Source organism: Luteolibacter pohnpeiensis (genome assembly GCF_016595435.1).
Lineage (GTDB): Bacteria > Verrucomicrobiota > Verrucomicrobiia > Verrucomicrobiales > Akkermansiaceae > Luteolibacter > Luteolibacter pohnpeiensis.
In genome coordinates this window covers 73,861-89,832 of record NZ_JAENIJ010000013.1, presented here as the reverse complement: position 1 = coordinate 89,832, position 15,972 = coordinate 73,861, and the positions used below count along the sequence as shown (strand labels likewise).

General features: G+C 53.4%; 15 protein-coding genes and 1 tRNA gene. 8 read left to right on the top strand and 8 right to left on the bottom strand.

Annotated elements, in window-relative coordinates:
- Positions 1-38 precede the first annotated feature (38 nt).
- Entirely contained in the window at positions 39-494 is a 456-nt protein-coding gene (locus JIN85_RS09960; protein ID WP_234047350.1) for a Minf_1886 family protein, read from the top strand.
- 19 nt (positions 495-513) lie between these two features.
- Here JIN85_RS09960 and JIN85_RS09955 read toward each other — a convergent pair whose 3' ends face one another.
- Entirely contained in the window at positions 514-1,458 is a 945-nt protein-coding gene (locus JIN85_RS09955; RefSeq protein ID WP_200270189.1) for an ABC transporter permease, read from the bottom strand.
- A 120-nt stretch (positions 1,459-1,578) separates the two neighbouring features.
- Between JIN85_RS09955 and JIN85_RS09950 the strand changes: the two genes are divergently transcribed.
- Together JIN85_RS09950 and JIN85_RS09945 are read left to right on the top strand one after the other, a co-directional pair.
- Complete coding sequence (locus tag JIN85_RS09950; RefSeq protein WP_200270187.1) at positions 1,579-1,950, top strand: DUF2237 family protein; 372 nt, start codon at positions 1,579-1,581, stop codon at positions 1,948-1,950.
- Positions 1,951-2,046: 96 nt separating this feature from the next.
- A complete protein-coding gene (locus JIN85_RS09945) occupies positions 2,047-3,459 on the top strand; it encodes a TonB-dependent receptor (protein WP_200270219.1) in 1,413 nt (470 codons plus the stop codon).
- A gap of 88 nt (positions 3,460-3,547) precedes the next feature.
- Here JIN85_RS09945 and JIN85_RS09940 read toward each other — a convergent pair whose 3' ends face one another.
- From JIN85_RS09940 to JIN85_RS09915, 6 genes are all read right to left on the bottom strand, one after another.
- Positions 3,548-4,483, bottom strand: coding sequence for a transporter (locus JIN85_RS09940; RefSeq protein WP_200270185.1), 936 nt, complete (start codon positions 4,481-4,483; stop codon positions 3,548-3,550).
- A gap of 125 nt (positions 4,484-4,608) precedes the next feature.
- Complete coding sequence (locus tag JIN85_RS09935) at positions 4,609-5,652, bottom strand: ABC transporter substrate-binding protein (protein ID WP_200270183.1); 1,044 nt, start codon at positions 5,650-5,652, stop codon at positions 4,609-4,611.
- Between the two features lie 33 nt (positions 5,653-5,685).
- The gene (locus tag JIN85_RS09930; RefSeq protein WP_200270181.1) at positions 5,686-6,468 is read right to left on the bottom strand and encodes an ABC transporter permease; all 783 of its coding nucleotides are present in this window, start codon (positions 6,466-6,468) and stop codon (positions 5,686-5,688) included.
- A complete protein-coding gene (locus JIN85_RS09925) occupies positions 6,465-7,298 on the bottom strand; it encodes an ABC transporter permease (RefSeq protein ID WP_200270179.1) in 834 nt (277 codons plus the stop codon). Before JIN85_RS09925 ends, JIN85_RS09930 begins: the two co-directional genes overlap by 4 nt.
- Positions 7,295-8,449 (bottom strand): ABC transporter ATP-binding protein, encoded by a 1,155-nt coding sequence (locus JIN85_RS09920; protein ID WP_200270177.1) that lies wholly within the window; start codon positions 8,447-8,449, stop codon positions 7,295-7,297. Before JIN85_RS09920 ends, JIN85_RS09925 begins: the two co-directional genes overlap by 4 nt.
- Positions 8,450-8,603: 154 nt before the next feature.
- Positions 8,604-9,317 (bottom strand): PEP-CTERM sorting domain-containing protein, encoded by a 714-nt coding sequence (locus JIN85_RS09915; protein ID WP_200270175.1) that lies wholly within the window; start codon positions 9,315-9,317, stop codon positions 8,604-8,606.
- 455 nt (positions 9,318-9,772) lie between these two features.
- Between JIN85_RS09915 and JIN85_RS09910 the strand changes: the two genes are divergently transcribed.
- On the top strand, positions 9,773-10,423 hold the full coding sequence (locus tag JIN85_RS09910; RefSeq protein ID WP_200270173.1) for a PEP-CTERM sorting domain-containing protein: 651 nt from the start codon (positions 9,773-9,775) through the stop codon (positions 10,421-10,423).
- A 198-nt stretch (positions 10,424-10,621) separates the two neighbouring features.
- Here JIN85_RS09910 and fusA read toward each other — a convergent pair whose 3' ends face one another.
- Entirely contained in the window at positions 10,622-12,712 is a 2,091-nt protein-coding gene (gene fusA, locus JIN85_RS09905; RefSeq protein ID WP_200270171.1) for an elongation factor G, read from the bottom strand.
- A gap of 158 nt (positions 12,713-12,870) precedes the next feature.
- Here fusA and JIN85_RS09900 point away from each other — a divergent pair, with 158 nt between their 5' ends.
- The 4 genes from JIN85_RS09900 to JIN85_RS09885 all read left to right on the top strand — a co-directional run bounded on the left by JIN85_RS09900 (position 12,871) and on the right by JIN85_RS09885 (position 15,753).
- Positions 12,871-13,770, top strand: coding sequence for a hypothetical protein (locus JIN85_RS09900; protein ID WP_200270169.1), 900 nt, complete (start codon positions 12,871-12,873; stop codon positions 13,768-13,770).
- Positions 13,771-13,818: 48 nt separating this feature from the next.
- Positions 13,819-15,087: an aminodeoxychorismate synthase component I gene (gene pabB, locus JIN85_RS09895; RefSeq protein ID WP_200270167.1), complete on the top strand. Its 1,269-nt coding sequence runs from the start codon at positions 13,819-13,821 to the stop codon at positions 15,085-15,087.
- 79 nt (positions 15,088-15,166) lie between these two features.
- Positions 15,167-15,241, top strand: a tRNA-Arg gene (locus JIN85_RS09890).
- Between the two features lie 50 nt (positions 15,242-15,291).
- Positions 15,292-15,753, top strand: coding sequence for a hypothetical protein (locus JIN85_RS09885; RefSeq protein WP_200270165.1), 462 nt, complete (start codon positions 15,292-15,294; stop codon positions 15,751-15,753).
- Positions 15,754-15,972: the final 219 nt, after the last annotated feature.

The following is a 15,972-nucleotide window of genomic DNA, read 5'->3' as shown; positions in this document are numbered from 1 at the left end:
CCTGCCGATCAGCCTGTAACGGCGCGGACTCTGGCTCCTTGACTCGCCGTTCCACAACAGGAATCATTCGCCGCATGCAAGCCATGCAGTTCGAACAATCGGTCGCTTCCATCTTGAGGCGGGACAAGCGATTCGATCCACAGGCCTATTTTTTCCTCAAGGAAGCGCTCGATTTCACCCTCAAGCGGATCTGTGAAGGGAATGGCGGCGATGAAAGACACGTCACAGGGCCGGAGCTCTTGGTTGGCTTTCGCGATCACGCCTTGGAACAATTCGGCCCGATGGCCTGGACCTTGATGGACGAATGGGGCGTGAGGCGTTGCGAGCACGTGGGCGAGATGGTTTTCCAACTCATTGAGGAGCAGGTATTCGGCAAGCAGGAGTCCGACAAGCGCGAAGACTTTTCCGAGATGTTCGATTTTGAAATGGAGTTGATCCAGCCATTCCTGCCATCCCGTGGCGTTGCGAAGCGGGACTGCAATGTGAATTCCTGAGCCTCTTCTTCACAGCCGATCAGGATTCAACGCCAGGTGGCAGTGATGGTGGTAGTGGTGGCGGAACTGGAATGTTCGGGGCCGGCGCAGCAACCCACTTGGGGGCTTTTGGCGTGACATCCAATCGGATCGAAATCAGGGCCAAGCCCAAAGTGCCGAGGAAGCCTAACTTGCCGAGCGTAATCGCCGTCATGAAGGCCAGGAAAAAAGGGGAAATCAGCAATAGCGTCACCAGCATCCGGCTCGGGCGCACTTCGTAGGGGTCCAGCGATAGCCGTATTTTCGAGCGGGCGATCGCCAATCCGCAAGCGGTGAAACCAATGATTTCCCCTAGTGAATTCAGCACCTGAAAAGTTGTACCGAAGAACGAGAAAATTCCTTTTGATCCGCTAAAAGCAATTGTCGTGAATCCACCGATCGCGGCCGAGATCAAGAAGATCAGCAAAATACTGATTTTGAATCCCATGTGGGTGTAGGCAGAAGCGGCAATCGCCCCGGAACAGACGATTGCGGCAAGACCCATGACCGTGAAGAAACAACAGAATTCATACCACCACTCTACCCCGCCCACCATGTAGCGAACGATGACATAGGGCAACAGGGACACCAAAGTCAGCACACACAATCCCCACAAGGTCAGCATTTTACCAATCACAACCCGCCAGCGACTGAGATGGGTGAGCAATAACAACTCATGATTTCCCTCCTCCAGTTCCTGCCCCATGAGCATGAAACCACCCAAAGGAATGATAACGGCGCAAATGACACCTGCGATGGCCCAGAACGGCCCGGAGTGCATGAGCAAAAATGGGTTTAAGGGAACGAGGAGTCGGTTGGATGGCATGCTGCCAGTGCCATTTTGAAACTCAATCGCGGTCGCGAACACTGCCAACAGCTGAATGCCTAAAAACGGGTAGATGAAACTTCCACGGCGCAGACTTTGCCGCAGTTCTTTTGTCGTCATTGCGCCGAATTTATCCGGCAAGTCGTCTTTTAAAATTTCGCTCAATGTGCCTGAATCCTTTCAAGACCTGATCGAATTCGCAAGCGGATCAGGCAACAAATTCTCAACTGGCCTCTAGCGATGCAAAAGTTAGCCCGCAATGTTCTCGGTACCGAATTGGTGGCTTGTTCTTCACAACCCATGACCGGATGGTTCCGGGATGGTTGCTGCCGCACCGGGGCTGGTGACATCGGCGTCCATGTGGTCTGCGCGAGATTGAACGCCGAGTTTCTTGAGTATTCGAAAAGTCGCGGCAATGACCTCTCCACCCCTCGGCCTGAATTTTCGTTTCCCGGCCTGAAGCCTGGCGATCAATGGTGTGTTTGCGCATCGCGCTGGCAGGAATCATTTGAAGCTGGTGCCGCGCCCGAGGTGATTCTGGAGGCTACTCACGAATCGGCTCTGGAATTCATTGATCTGGAAAACCTTCGAAAACACGCAGTTCAAATTTAGAAAATCGAACTGACGAAGCAATCGGCCCCCTTTGCCAGTTCGGTATCTGCATCCATCTTGCTGCATGGCCTGCTTTTTGCTGGCAGAGCGATCATGATGCCACCCAGAAGAGACGAAGCGCTGGACACTCACTATAAGGCACTTTCGATCAATCTGGACTCCCGATGGTATGGCACATTTGCCGAAATCGGAGCCGGGCAGGAAGTCGTGCGCTGGTTTTTCCGGGTAGGAGCCGCAGCTGGGACCGTGGCGAAAAGCATTTCTGCCTACGACATGACGGTAAGCGACGCCATCTACGGCTCCGGCGGTAGGTATGTTTCTCGTGACCGCGCCCAGGCGATGCTTGATCGCGAGTTCCGGCTCAATCTGGAGCGGCTCAGCGACAAGCGTGGCGATAACACCGCCTTTTTCGCTTTCGCAGACACCGTGGTGGCCCGCAGTTATAAGGGCGGCAACGAATGCCATGGCTGGATGGGCGTCAAATTCCAGTCTCGGCCACGCGATGAACCGAGTCAGATTTTGATCCACGTCCGGATGCTCGATACCGAAGCATCGCTGCAACAGGAAGCGCTCGGCGTGGTCGGGGTGAACCTGCTGTATGGCGCGTTCTTTCTCCATCACGAGCCGGAAAAATTGGTCGAGAGCTTGTTGGACCAACTGACCACCGGCCGAATCGAAATCGATGTGATCGAGTTTCAGGGCATCGAATTCAGAGCGGTGGACAATCGCTTGATCAGTCTCAAGCTCGTTCAGCTCGGTCTCAGCGGCGCCGCCATGTTCGGCCCGAATCACGAAGTACTACAACCATCCGAGGCGCTCTACAAGAAAGCAATTCTGGTGGAACGTGGCAGCTTCCGCCCGCCGACATTCGTGAACCTCAACATGCTGGAATGCGCTCTGGAGAAATTCAAATCCGATCCGGCGGTAGCTGGCAAAGAGGTCTTACCTATCTTCGAACTCACCATGCGCAACCTGCTTGCCGGAGGACAGGATGTCGACCGCCGGGATTTCCTGGCGCGCGCGGATCTGCTGGCAGCCTGCGGCATGACCGTGCTGATCTCTGACTATTTCGAATATTACCGGCTCGCAGCTTACATTTCCTGGCGCACCAAAGAGCGGATTGGCATCGTGATGGGAGTCCCGAGCTTGGTCGAATTGTTCAACGAAAAGTATTACACCCAGCTCCCAGGTGGCATTTTGGAATCGTTCGGACGATTGTTCAAAAACAACCTCAAGCTCTATGTCTACCCGCTCAAAAGTCAGGAAACCGGCGAGCTTTCGACCGTCGAAAATCTCCAGGTGGCGCCAGAGCTGAAGAAGCTATACGGCTACCTGCAGGATCGCGGCAGTTTTGTCGGATTGGACAACTTCAATGAACCTTATCTGGATATCTTCTCGCGCGATGTTCTGAAAAAAATCTCCTCAGGAGATATGACCTGGGAAGAAAGTGTTCCCATCGAGGTCGCCAGCATGATCAAGCATCGCAAATTCTTCGGCTATCTACCGTGAGCGAGAAAAGGCCGGGAGGTAATCCCCCCGGCCCACTCAATTCCTGCTTGGGACCTCGTTTAGGTGACCCACCACTTGCCATGAAATTTCAGAACTTCCAGACGAAGTCGACGGTCAGGCGTGACTCCATCAAACTGGTATCTTCTGATGTGAGAGGAATTTCGTATGCAATACCGGCGTCCACAGAATCGCAGAGCCGTGAACGGAAACCAAATGCCGCAGTGACCAGATCGCGATTTTGATCTGCGTTCGATGCACCGAGGTTGAAATAATCTCCACCTTCAAATTCCACGATGGATGAAACGGCCGTGGTGCTGCCGTCACCGGCATCAAGCACGTGGAACCAATTCAATTCGACCAATGGAATGAACCAGGGGCTGACTTCATAGCTGACATGAGTGCTCATCCAGGACGAGGTGGATTGCGAATCGGAAAATGGAATCTGCAATCCGGCACCACCGGCAAACTGCCAGTCGTCGATCAATTTCAGCGCCGACACGCTCAGATTTGCCGCGCCTTTGCCTTCACCTTGGAACACATCGGTGTTTCCGGTTGGGAGTTCCAATCCAAAGGTGCCGCTCACCGCAGTGCGTGAAACGGGATCGAGAAGGAAGGCATATTTCAATCCGGCACCGAGGTTTCCGAAACCATTTTCATCACTCAGGGTATTGTCTGGATTCATGTCCACGTAGCCATCTTTCGAGGCCACAACCGAGAGACGATCATTCAGAGCGATCTCGAATTGAAGTGCGTAGACATCGACATCACCACCCAGTGGAAGTCGGCCAGCCGTTGTTTCGATATGATTCGGCAATGCATGGTGAATGTAAATTGGATGCACGTTGGTGGTAGGCAGTGCGAGATCAAACAAGGTCGGATTGCTGATCGGGCGGCGTGCTTGGGCAAAGCCATCTACCACTGGCTCTGGAGCCATGGATGGGGCCATATCGATGATGGGCTCACCGGCATAAACGATACTACTCAGCAAGCTGGTTGCTACGAACGCGATGTGGATTGATTTCATGAGAGTGGTGCCTTGATGGCGTCACCACTCTGCAATTTGACCGCGTGATCGACTACTCACCGACGGCCATTTACCACGCATATCTTGCTCTCTTGATTTGTCGATCCAACTGGCGTGAACCCACATCAAGCGGATTTCACCTTATCCCACTCGCTGGTCCATAGCGGGAGTTGATCGCCCAAATCGGCGATGGCTTCGCACGCATTGAAAATCTCAATCGGCGGGAATAACACGGGGATGCCACGAAATTCTTCAGATAGCTTCGGATATGCCGCCGAGTTTGGCGCGCGGTAACCGATCCATTCCATATTTTCAGCAGCGACATCCGCACCTGTTAGATAATCGATGAACGCATGGGCCAGATCAACCTGCTTGGCGTCTTTCGGAATGCACAGGTCATCGCAAGAAAAGGTAGAGCCCTCTTTCGGAATGAAAATCCGCATGTCTTCATTTTCCTCGCGGGCCTGGATCAGATCGCCTGCATATCCCTGCACCAGGAAGAACTCCCCGGAAGCGATGCCGGTCTTGTATTGCTCGTTCTCGAACTTCGCGATGTTCTTCTTCCACCGGATCGCCACATCCCGCGCAGCAGCAAGCTCGGCAGGATCGGTGGAGTTCAACGAGTGGCCCAGGAATTTCAGGCCAGCGCCGAGCACTTCCCTCATATCGTCTAACAAGGTCACCCGACCAGCTAGATCCGTGCGATCCAGCATCGACCATGATTCCACGGGATCACTGACTTTCGATGAGAGATAGCTGAGGCAAGTCGGAGCCATCATGTAAGGCACTGAAAATTCCATGGCTGGGTCAGCTGCCTTGGCCAAATAATCCGTATCGACATTTCCCAAGTTCTTCAGTTTGGCATGATCGAGAGGTTGCAGAAGATTTTTTCGTTTAAGAGCGGTAACCGCATAGGAGGAGGGAACCAAAATATCATAACCACCTGCGCCTGACTCAAGCTTGGCGAGCATCGCTTCATTCGAATCAAAGGTATCGATGACCAGGGTGCATCCATGCTTCTTCTCGAAGCCGGCCTTGGCTTCATCACTCAGATAGTCCGCCCAGGTGAAAACCGTCAGAGTTTTCTGATTGGCTGATGACTTGCATGATGGCAGAGCTGAGGCGGCAAGCGTAGCGGATGCAGCAGTGATGAATTGGCGGCGGTTCATACGGCTATCATCAATACAATAATCCCGAAGAGTTCAATCCCGAACCGTTCCGGATCGAGTCAATCGCTGGGAAACCGCAACCGTTGCAAAAGTGGCAACCAGCACCAGCGAGGACAGCGCATTGATCACCGGCAAATCCTTGCTTTTTTTGATCATCGAATAGACCAACGTCGGCAAGGTATCCGATCCAGGACCTTTGACAAAGTAAGTGATGACATAGTCATCGATGGATAGTGTGAACGCCAGCAAGCCACCGGCCAGTATCCCCGGGGCTAACAACGGTAGCGTGATTTTGCAAAAAGCCTGAAATTTCGTCGCCCCGAGATCACGCGCGGCTTCGACCACGTGGAAATCAAAATCCTGCAATCGGGCCTGAACGACAAGAGCCACATAACTTAGGCAAAAAGTCACATGAGCTACCGTGATGGTGATTAGATTGAGTTTTACTCCCAACGAAACGAACAACAGCAACAAGCTCATCCCCATTAAAATATCCGGCAATACCAATGGCACGGTCACCAACAGGCGATGCGCTTGCTGGAATCGTGAACGATATCGGTTCATCGCAAAGGCTGCAGCCGTTCCTAAAATCATGGAAATGGCGCTCGCATAGGTCGCGATTTTGAGTGAGTTCATCAACGCAGCCAGCAAGTCGTGGCGCTCAAACAATCTCTCATACCAACGCAGGCTGAATCCATTCCACTTCGAGGCGAACCGCGAGGCATTGAATGAATTCATGACCAGGAAGCCAATCGGCAGATAAAAGAATACCAACACCGAAATCAGACACGCCAACGGCCATCGACTCGGTTTCACGCTTCGGCCCCCTTTCTTTTCAAAAACATGGGGGCCAGGACCAGCAATGCAAGTGCTCCAGACAATGCAGCCGCCTCAGGCAAATTGCGGTCATTGAAATTCCGCTGAGCAATTTTATTCCCGATCATTTGGGAATCAGCCCCTCCCACCATATCCGGAATCACATACGAACCAAGCATGGGAATAAAGACCACCAAAACCGCAGTGATGATTCCCTGCCGAACACCCGGAATAAAAACCTGAACGAATGCGCCCAATGGCTTCGAACCGAGATCCCTGGCAGCGTCTAACAGGCCAAAATCAAATTTCTCAGCCGCAGCGAACAATGGCAGAATAGCAAACGGCAGATAAGTATAAATACTGACCATGACAACCGCCGCTTGAGTTCCTAACAACCTGTCATTTTCACCAAGCAAGCCGATCGCTCGAAGCATCTGTGCCAAATATCCCTCCGCATGCAGGATCTGCTGCCAAGCGAATACCCTGATCACAAAATTGGTCCAGAACGGAACAATGACTAACAAGAGTGCCCGGGATCGCCAAATCGGCGTCAGACGTGCCATCGCATAGGCGACAGGCAGGGCGACAAGAATGCAGGCAAACGTCGTGATAAAACTAACCCACAGAGTTCGAACCAGCAAAATGGGATAACTGGGATCCGCCAATGCTCGTATCGCTTCCAAACTCCAGCCGGATCCGATGCCTCCGCCAGCAAGCGCCGGGCGGAATGCGATGCCGAAGATGATCAACACCGGCACCAAAACAAACATGGCCAGCCATAGAAAACTGGGAGCGGATGCCAGAAATTCCGATTTTCGCTGCGGTTTCATGCGTCTTCATCCGGTAAGGTCAGCAATTCCTCATCCTCAGCCCGATATTGGTCCAGTAGATACCCATCGCTTGCCTGCCAACTCAGCCATACTTCATCTCCCCACTTAGGCCTGGATTCATTCAATTGAAAATTCCGATGTTGCATCTCCGCGCAAAGTTTCCACTCACCGCATCGAATCCAGTAGCGGGTATGAGATCCATAGTAGATCACATCTTCCACCTCACCCCGGACGATATTTTGTGAAATCGCAGGATTCGGCATTTCCCGCAGCACATTCAACTTTTCCGGGCGGAGCGATAGATGAATCAAATCCCCAACCGCTACGGGCTTGTCGTTTTCAATCGTGATCGTTCCAAAACCACAAACTTCACAGCGTGAAAATTGACGATCGATCACTTCCGTAATCCTGCCATCCAGGAAATTGGTATCTCCAATGAACGCTGCGACAAATGAACTACGAGGAGTTTCGTAGATCTCTGCCGGCGGACCGATTTGTTCAATCACGCCTTTATTCATCACGGCGATCCGATCGGATATCGACATGGCCTCGCCCTGATCATGGGTCACATAGATGAAAGTGATCCCGACTTCATCATGGATGGCATCAAGCTCGACCAGGAGGCGCTGGCGGAGTTTGAGATCCAGTGCGGCGAGTGGTTCGTCCAAAAGGAGGACTTTGGGTTTATTGACCAAGGCCCGAGCGATGGCGACGCGCTGTTTTTGCCCGCCGGATAGTTGGGATGGCTTTTGATTCGCATGGGATTTCAGGTCGACCAGCTCCAGCATTGCATCCACATCCCGTTGAATCGATGCCCGGTCATGCTTTGCCATTTTTGGCCCGAAGGCGATGTTGTCACGGATCGACAAATGGGGGAACAGCGCGTAGTTCTGGAAGACCGTATTGACCGGCCGCAGTTCCGGCGGGAGCAGAGTGATGTCCTTCCCGTCGAGGAAGATTCTGCCTGAATCCGGGCGATCGAATCCCGCGGCCATTCGCAAAAGGGTTGTTTTCCCACAACCGGACGGCCCCAGTAGGGAAAAGGTTTCCCCTTGGCCAATTTCCAGGCTGACTTCGTTGACAGCCGTGAATGAGCCGAATTTTCGGGTTATGTTTTCAAAGCGAAGGAATGAACCCATTTCGTCGCTCATCAAGGGTCAAGCGGCACGCCTGGTCAAAGGGAAAGATCATCGCCAGCTTCCAAACGTAGGGGAACTCAACACCACGCCTCCAACCCGGAATGGTTGAAAATAAAACAGGGCCCGACAAACCGGACCCTGTTGAAATAGTTCATCTAGAGAAAGCTCAAGCCAGCTTGCGACGGCGGCGACCTACTAGAGCACTAGCTCCTGCTGCCATACCCAACAAGCCGACTGATGGCTCTGGCACTTGAGTCAGGGACACACTGGTGATTTCCCAGTTTGGAACCGTGCCAGTAGCAAAGTTATCCCACAATGCCACCCAGCGGATCTCAACGGTATCCCCTGAAGTCAAATCACCCAGATCAACGGTAGAAGTGATGTATTCACCGGAGCTATATCCATCAGAATCCCCGTTAAAGACGTCCGCATCCATGTATTCAGAGATCGTGAACAATCCTTCTGGATCATTCAAATTGTAACCATTGGTAAGAAAGGAAGCGAGAGTAACATAAGTTGGTGTTGCTCCGTTGATGCTTACCTCCAGAACGCCACCATCCCAGCCTTCTTCAAAGCTGTAACGATGCGTGAAGCTCAAAATCGTTTCGCCAGAGGATGTGACACTGATCAGAGAGGAGATCAGGATCGAGGTTGCACCACTGGAGTCTCCACCCTCAGCACCATCCGCCTGCCATGTACCTGAGCCAGAGTCATAACCCCATGGTGAGAAAGACGCAGATGGAGCACCTTGAGTGTTTTCAACAGTATACCCACCATCACTGGAGGTAAAATCCTCCTCGTAAATGGTCGCAGCACTCGCAGGAAGTGCAGTCGCAAGGACGCAACCCGCAAACCAACTAAGTTTGTTATTTTTTGCCATAACCCTAACAGGTAGCAAAGATCGAGCCTACCTTTCAAAAAACTATCGATAACAAATCAACTCAAACCCTCATCCACATCGGTATTCATCCTCATTCATTGCAATTATGATAGTTGCCATTACGCATTAATAACGAGCAAACCTCATTAATTTAGAGAAAAATTTCCCCCATACTTATAATTGCCGAATAGCCATATTAAGAAACGATTAAGAAGATCTAGCACGAACGGATTTCATAAATTCACCGAACAGACTCAGTCGCCCAATCGTTTGCATGAATTACTTATTGAAATCATTTAGTTAGAATCACTGCCAAATCTAGATTCTATTGATTCAACCATTGATTCTCAAACACCTACCCAGCCTGGTAGTATTCGGTCCAAGAGTGTTCCAAACTTGTCACCGGACGATTCATCAACGAGCAAACGGATCGCAATTCCATTTCATTTGCTCCCATGAATCGAAAATCACTTCTCATTTCCACCGCCGCGCTCGGCTTGCTCGCTTCCGCATCCTCGGCAGCAACCATCACCTTGATCAATGGTAGCTTCGAGGCACCAGCAACCGGAAAAATCCAGTCTGGCTATGATGGTGCCACCGATATCCCAGGATGGATCAACAACGATGCTGGCCCTTACACCGATACCGGAGTCGAAAATTCCGGAATCACGGGCAAAGATGGAGACTGGACCACTTTCCTCCGATCCACGGACGGCGGCGCCTATCAGGTCACGTCCTACACCATTGGCACCGGCGATCAATTTACCCTCAGCTGGCTGGCCGGATCGACCAGCGGTGAAGGTCTCAACACCTTACAGCAAGTCACCCTGTTCCTGACCACCGATGGTGGCGCAACACGCACCGTTCTTGCCACGAATACCGACAGCTTTGGCACCTCGGCAAACGTGTTCAATTCGTTCACGCTTGAGTATACCGCCACAGCTGCGGATGCCGGGGCACAGATTGGAATCGAGTTCGACTCACTGAACGCGTCCGATGCCTGGGTGGGTTATGACAATTTCAATCTCGCTGTCATTCCTGAGCCATCCGCTCTCGTGCTGGGAGTATTTGGCCTCGCCGCGTTCACCCGCCGCCGTCGCGCGTGAACGCCTCTGACGTTCGTTCGGGTAAACGATCATTGCGCTCGAACGCCGCCGGATGCGGAGAACTAGCGAGTCCGCTTCAAAAACAGGGTTCGGGTTTCCGGACCCTGTTTTTGTTTACCCGAAACCAGCCAAATAAAAACCCCACTGCCTGAGGGAGGCAGCGGGGTTGGATTCGATTGAAATCGAAAATGGATCGGATTACTTCCGCATCGCTTCTTCGCGAGCTTTCGCTTTTGCGATCACGTCGTCAGAAACGTTCTTCGGACATGGGGAGTAGTGGCTGAATTCCATCGAGAACTGACCACGACCGGAAGTCATGGTACGAAGGTCACCGATGTAACCGAACATGGCGCTGAGCGGAGCTTCTGCTTTGACGCGGACGCCACCTGGAGTTGGCTCCTGGCCTTGGATCATTCCGCGGCGGCGGTTCAAGTCGCCGATGACGTCACCGATTTTTTCTTCAGGCGCGAACACGTCGAGCTTCATCATCGGCTCAAGGATTTGCGGGCCTGCTTTTGGCATCGACTGACGATAAGCGGCTTTTGCTGCGATCTCGAACGCGATGGCGGAGGAGTCAACAGCGTGGAAACCACCGTCGGTAAGAGTGACCTTGAAGTCCAAGCAAGGGTAGCCGGCAAGTGGTCCACGATCGACTGAGGTTTTGAAGCCTTTGTCGACAGCAGGGATGTATTCCTTCGGCACGTTACCACCGACCACGGTGGATTCGAAAACGAAGCCGGAGCCTGGCTCGCCTGGCTCGATGGTGTAGTCGATCTTCGCGAACTGACCGGAACCACCGGACTGCTTCTTGTGGGTGTAGCTGTCGGAAACTGGCTTGGTGATGGTTTCGCGGTAAGCAACCTGCGGAGCACCAACTTCAACCTCGACCTTGTGGGTCCGCTTGAGGATGTCGATTTTGATGTCGAGGTGGAGCTCGCCCATGCCCTTGAGAATCGTCTCGTTGGTCTCGGTGTCGGTTTCAACGCGGAACGATGGATCTTCCGCCACCATCTTGCCGATGGCGTTGGCAAGCTTCTCAGCGTTCGCCTTGTCCTTAGGAGCAACGGCGATGGAAATCACCGGATCCGGGAACACCATCGGCTCGAGAGTCGCTGGGTTCTTCTCGTCACAAAGGGTGTGACCAGTCTGAACGTTCTTCAGGCCGACGATGGCCACGATGTCACCCGCTTGCGCGGTATCAATCTCGTTGCGGTCGTCCGCGTGCATTTCAACCATCCGGCCAACACGCTCAGTCTTACCGGTGAAGGAGTTGAGAACGGTATCGCCCTTCTTGATGGTGCCGGAGTAGATCCGGGTGAAAGTGAGAGCACCGAACTTGTCGTCCATGATCTTGAACGCCAACGCACGCAGCGGAGCGCTTGGGTCGATGATGGCGAATTTGCCGGTTTCGTTTCCTTCTTCGTCCACTTCTGGAAGTGGCTTCACGTCCAGTGGGTTTGGAAGGTAGTCCACGACTGCGTCGAGGATCAGCTGCAGACCTTTGTTTTTGAAGGAAGAACCGCAGTAGGTTGGGAAGAAGGAAAGGTTGATGGTGCCTTTGCGGATACAACGGCGAATCGTTTCCAGGTCTGGCTCCTTACCTTCGAGGTAAGCTTCCATGACTTCGTCGTCCTGCTCAACTGCGGACTCGATGAGTGCTGCGCGGTATTCTTCGACCTTGTCGACCATGTCGGCAGGAACGTCTTCGATTTTGAAGTTTTCCGGCTGGCCGGACTCGTCCCAGATGTGAGCCTTGCGGGTCAAGAGGTCGACCACGCCGACGAAATCGCTCTCAGTTCCAATCGGCAGAACCATCACCAGTGGATGTGCACCGAGGACGTTTTTGACCTGATTGACGACGCGATAGAAATCTGCGCCGATCCGGTCGAGCTTGTTGACGTAAATGATCCGGGAAACGCCGGAATCGTTGGCGTAGCGCCAGTTGGTTTCGGATTGAGGCTCAACACCGCCGGAACCGCAGAAAACACCCACACCACCGTCGAGAACCTTGAGGGAACGATAAACTTCAATCGTGAAGTCAACGTGGCCTGGGGTGTCGATGACGTTGAACTGGTGATCTTTCCAGAAGCAAGTGGTCGCAGCGGACTGAATGGTGATGCCGCGTTCTGCTTCTTGTTCCATGAAATCCATGGTGGATGCGCCATCGTGAACCTCACCGATCTTGTGAATTTTTCCGGTGAGCTTGAGAATACGCTCCGTGGTGGTGGTTTTGCCCGCATCAACGTGGGCGAAAATGCCGATGTTGCGGTATTTGGTGAGGTCCTTCATTGCCGGTGAGTGTGTACGAGTTTGCGCGACGCTATTGAAACAGCGGGGCGCATTCCTAGACCGCTTGCGAGTTTTGGCAACCCTAGAAACTCGTTTTTGTGGCTAATCCTGCGGAAATTGTGAATGGAAAGGCCGGAAATCCCGTCCGACTCTGAACCATGACCCGCTTCAGAATGCTCCCAGCTTCCCCGTGGAAGAAGCTCTCTGCCCTTGCCGCTCCCCTCATTTGGGCGATCTCCAGCACCCAGGCCGCGATCCCCGGCGCCTGGGAAACTTTCCCCACCCAAGCCAATGCCGACGCTTGGCAGGTTTACGATTTCAACGACGGATTTGACTATATTCCCGACTACAACGATTCCGAATCGGGCGGAAAATTCATCGAGTTCCAGCACATCGACGACGAGCCTCTCATTTTTTACGCCGACTACCTCCCGGGGGACGAAGCCCTGATCGGTGATTACACCGAGGCAAATGTCGGCGCCATATCTTGCGAAATCTACATCGAGGATCTGGACAAGTTTGAATACACCGACTGCACGGTCTACGCGGATGGCCCGGCTGGCCTCACGACTTACTACAGCGAGGCGTTTTTCTACGACCAATTCGACGACGACGGCTGGTGGAAGCTCACCTACAGCTTCGATCGGCCCTGGTATTACTTCAACGACGACGATGAATTCGTTCAAGTCGCCGACAATTCGACATTTTTGCACGATGTCCGACGCTTGGAATTCGGCTTTTACCCACGGGAAGGAACCACAGCCGGAGCCTACGCCGCGCTGGATGATGTAAAACTGGAGCCACGCCTCGAACCCGCCGATCTCACGACCGGGGTCACGGACGGGGCCTTCACCCTCTCGTTCACCAAGTTGCCTGCAGTTTCCTACGATCTGGAAAAACTCTCATCCGCCGAACCTTTCAGCTGGAGCACCGTCAGCGGTCAAACGGGTCAAACCGCGCCCGGGACTTTTGCGTTCAGCACGCCGACCGATCAGCAACGTGAAATTTTCCGGGTTTCTTCGGAACCCATCTACACGGAAATCGAGACCGATCCGTGAGCTTCCCGCTTGCGTGAATCGCCGTGTGACGGTTTTGTTTCGCGTAAGATGAATGATCGCTCCGCGCCAACCTTGGCACGACAGCCTCGGCTCGAAGGAATGACACCGCTTGAGGTGGCCGCCCGCTTGCGGCATCTCGATGGACTGGTGTTTTTCGATTCAGTCAGCCAATCCGCCCCAGGTGGAAAAGGCGCGATTTCTGTGATTGCCGCGCGGCCGATCCGCGTCTTGCGCGGCAAAATCGATACCGAACCGGATCGACAAGCACTGCGCCAAGCGCTCGCGGAAGGCCCGCAAGTCGCACGCGATCACGGATTTCCGCTCGGCGGTTTATGTGGATGGGTCGACTATGAAGGGCAGTTTGTCTTCGGCGACTACCGCGAAATGCTGGTCCACTGCCATGAGGATGACAGTTGGTGGGAAGCGGGACGACTTTCACAACATCTCGCCGAGCCCTCCGCCGCAAAAGCCACCCTCGGCGAAACCCGAACACTGGGAACCCAGCAGGCATTTATCGATGGAGTCAAAAAAGTGAAGGACTGGATTGCCTCTGGTGATATCTATCAGGTCAACCTTTCCCAAGCCTTCGAAGTCCCGGTGCATGGCGGTTCCCTGTTCGGGCTTTATGAAACTTTGCGGGAAATGTCCCCTGCCCCGATGGCTGCCTGGCTTTCGCTCGACGATACCGAGGTTCTCAGTTCATCGCCCGAAACGTTCCTCCGCATGTCGGGTCGCGGCATCGAGACCAAACCGATCAAGGGGACCCGCCCCCGATTCGCCAATGTCGATGAAGACCTGCGATCCGCCTACGAGTTACAAACCTCGGCCAAAGAAATCGCCGAACTGGTGATGATCACCGATCTCCTCCGCAACGACCTCGGCCAAGTGTCTGAGTTTGGCAGCGTCGCCGTCACCGAAATGTTGCGACTCGAAACCCTCGCGCAAGTCCACCATTTGGTATCCACCGTCACCGGCAGGCTGCGGCCGGAAATCGATGCTATCGCTGCCCTCGCCGCCTGCTTTCCCGGCGGTAGCATCACCGGAGCGCCCAAAAAGCGTGCCATGGAAATCATTCGCGAAATCGAAGGCAAACCACGCGGCATCTACTGCGGAGCCATCGGATGGTTTGGCTACAACGGTGAAAGTGCATTCAACATCGCCATCCGCACCATCATCCGAAAAGGCGAGAAGCTCATCTATCAAGTGGGCGCAGGCATCGTTGCCGATTCCGACCCACAAAAGGAATACGAAGAAACTCTCCACAAAGCGGCCGGCATCCGCCTGGCGATCGATCGCTGGCAAAGCAAAGATGGATGAATCGTGGGCGAATCAGACAGGATGAGATCGATGCTTGCCTGCCAGATCGCCCCCCGCTAACCATTTCCCCAGCAATCCAGCCCCCGTAGTTCAATGGATAGAACGAGGGTTTCCTAAACTCTAGATCCAAGTTCGATTCTTGGCGGGGGCACCAAGCGATTTACGATTGGGATCACTTCCTGTTGCGCCGAATTTGGCCTTGCAATGGCTCTGGCACGGACCACTCTTCACGCGTCCTTGCGCTTCCAAGCTGTCATCCATCTGAAGAAGCCTCTCCAACTCCTGTTTTGCCTGTTCGCCTGCCTCCAGTTGCTTGGCGGCCCGTATGCATTGATGCAGCTTTACGCTTGGGGAAGCATGCTCTCGGCTTATTCGAAAGATTCCGGATTTTTACAGGGAACGATCGAAACCTTTGATGGCAGCCGCCCATGCCAGCTTTGTCGGCAAATTGCAGCAGCCAAACAGGATCAAAAGGAAGACCAACCAGCGGTTCCTAACAGCGAGAAACTCAGCAAGCTGATATTGGACTTTGATCTTCCGCGCCAAGATTTCCTGAAAGCTCCCACTGCGATCATCGCCAGCCAGGCGACATTCATTGCGCCTCATTTTCTGAATGGATTAGGAGCTCTTGCTCCTCCATTGCCCCCGCCGCAGTTGCAGGCATAAGTTCCCTCCAAGCGTCAGAATTCAATCTTCGCAAGATGCCACCACTGCATTCGTGGTGAGGCCTTCTAACGAATGTTAATGATCATTCTTTGCTAGCTTGTCGCACTCCGTCTCCACCCGTGGATTCCGGAAACGTGTATCATTCCGCTTTCTCCATCGTTTGGGAGAAGCGTCCATTTCACCGCAGGATTGCCATCATCTTGGCGGAAGAAATCCAAT

Excerpts from the sequence above, each read along its gene's own strand:
- JIN85_RS09900 (WP_200270169.1), top strand. The coding sequence starts at position 12,871 with ATGACCCGCTTCAGAATGCTCCCAGCTTCCCCGTGGAAGAAGCTCTCT.
- JIN85_RS09925 (WP_200270179.1), bottom strand. The coding sequence starts at position 7,298 with ATGAAACCGCAGCGAAAATCGGAATTTCTGGCATCCGCTCCCAGTTTT.
- JIN85_RS09950 (WP_200270187.1), top strand. The coding sequence starts at position 1,579 with ATGCAAAAGTTAGCCCGCAATGTTCTCGGTACCGAATTGGTGGCTTGT.
- JIN85_RS09910 (WP_200270173.1), top strand. The coding sequence starts at position 9,773 with ATGAATCGAAAATCACTTCTCATTTCCACCGCCGCGCTCGGCTTGCTC.
- JIN85_RS09885 (WP_200270165.1), top strand. The coding sequence starts at position 15,292 with ATGGCTCTGGCACGGACCACTCTTCACGCGTCCTTGCGCTTCCAAGCT.
- fusA (WP_200270171.1), bottom strand. The coding sequence starts at position 12,712 with ATGAAGGACCTCACCAAATACCGCAACATCGGCATTTTCGCCCACGTT.
- JIN85_RS09955 (WP_200270189.1), bottom strand. The coding sequence starts at position 1,458 with ATGACGACAAAAGAACTGCGGCAAAGTCTGCGCCGTGGAAGTTTCATC.
- pabB (WP_200270167.1), top strand. The coding sequence starts at position 13,819 with ATGAATGATCGCTCCGCGCCAACCTTGGCACGACAGCCTCGGCTCGAA.
- JIN85_RS09940 (WP_200270185.1), bottom strand. The coding sequence starts at position 4,483 with ATGAAATCAATCCACATCGCGTTCGTAGCAACCAGCTTGCTGAGTAGT.
- JIN85_RS09945 (WP_200270219.1), top strand. The coding sequence starts at position 2,047 with ATGCCACCCAGAAGAGACGAAGCGCTGGACACTCACTATAAGGCACTT.
- JIN85_RS09915 (WP_200270175.1), bottom strand. The coding sequence starts at position 9,317 with ATGGCAAAAAATAACAAACTTAGTTGGTTTGCGGGTTGCGTCCTTGCG.
- JIN85_RS09920 (WP_200270177.1), bottom strand. The coding sequence starts at position 8,449 with ATGAGCGACGAAATGGGTTCATTCCTTCGCTTTGAAAACATAACCCGA.
- JIN85_RS09935 (WP_200270183.1), bottom strand. The coding sequence starts at position 5,652 with ATGAACCGCCGCCAATTCATCACTGCTGCATCCGCTACGCTTGCCGCC.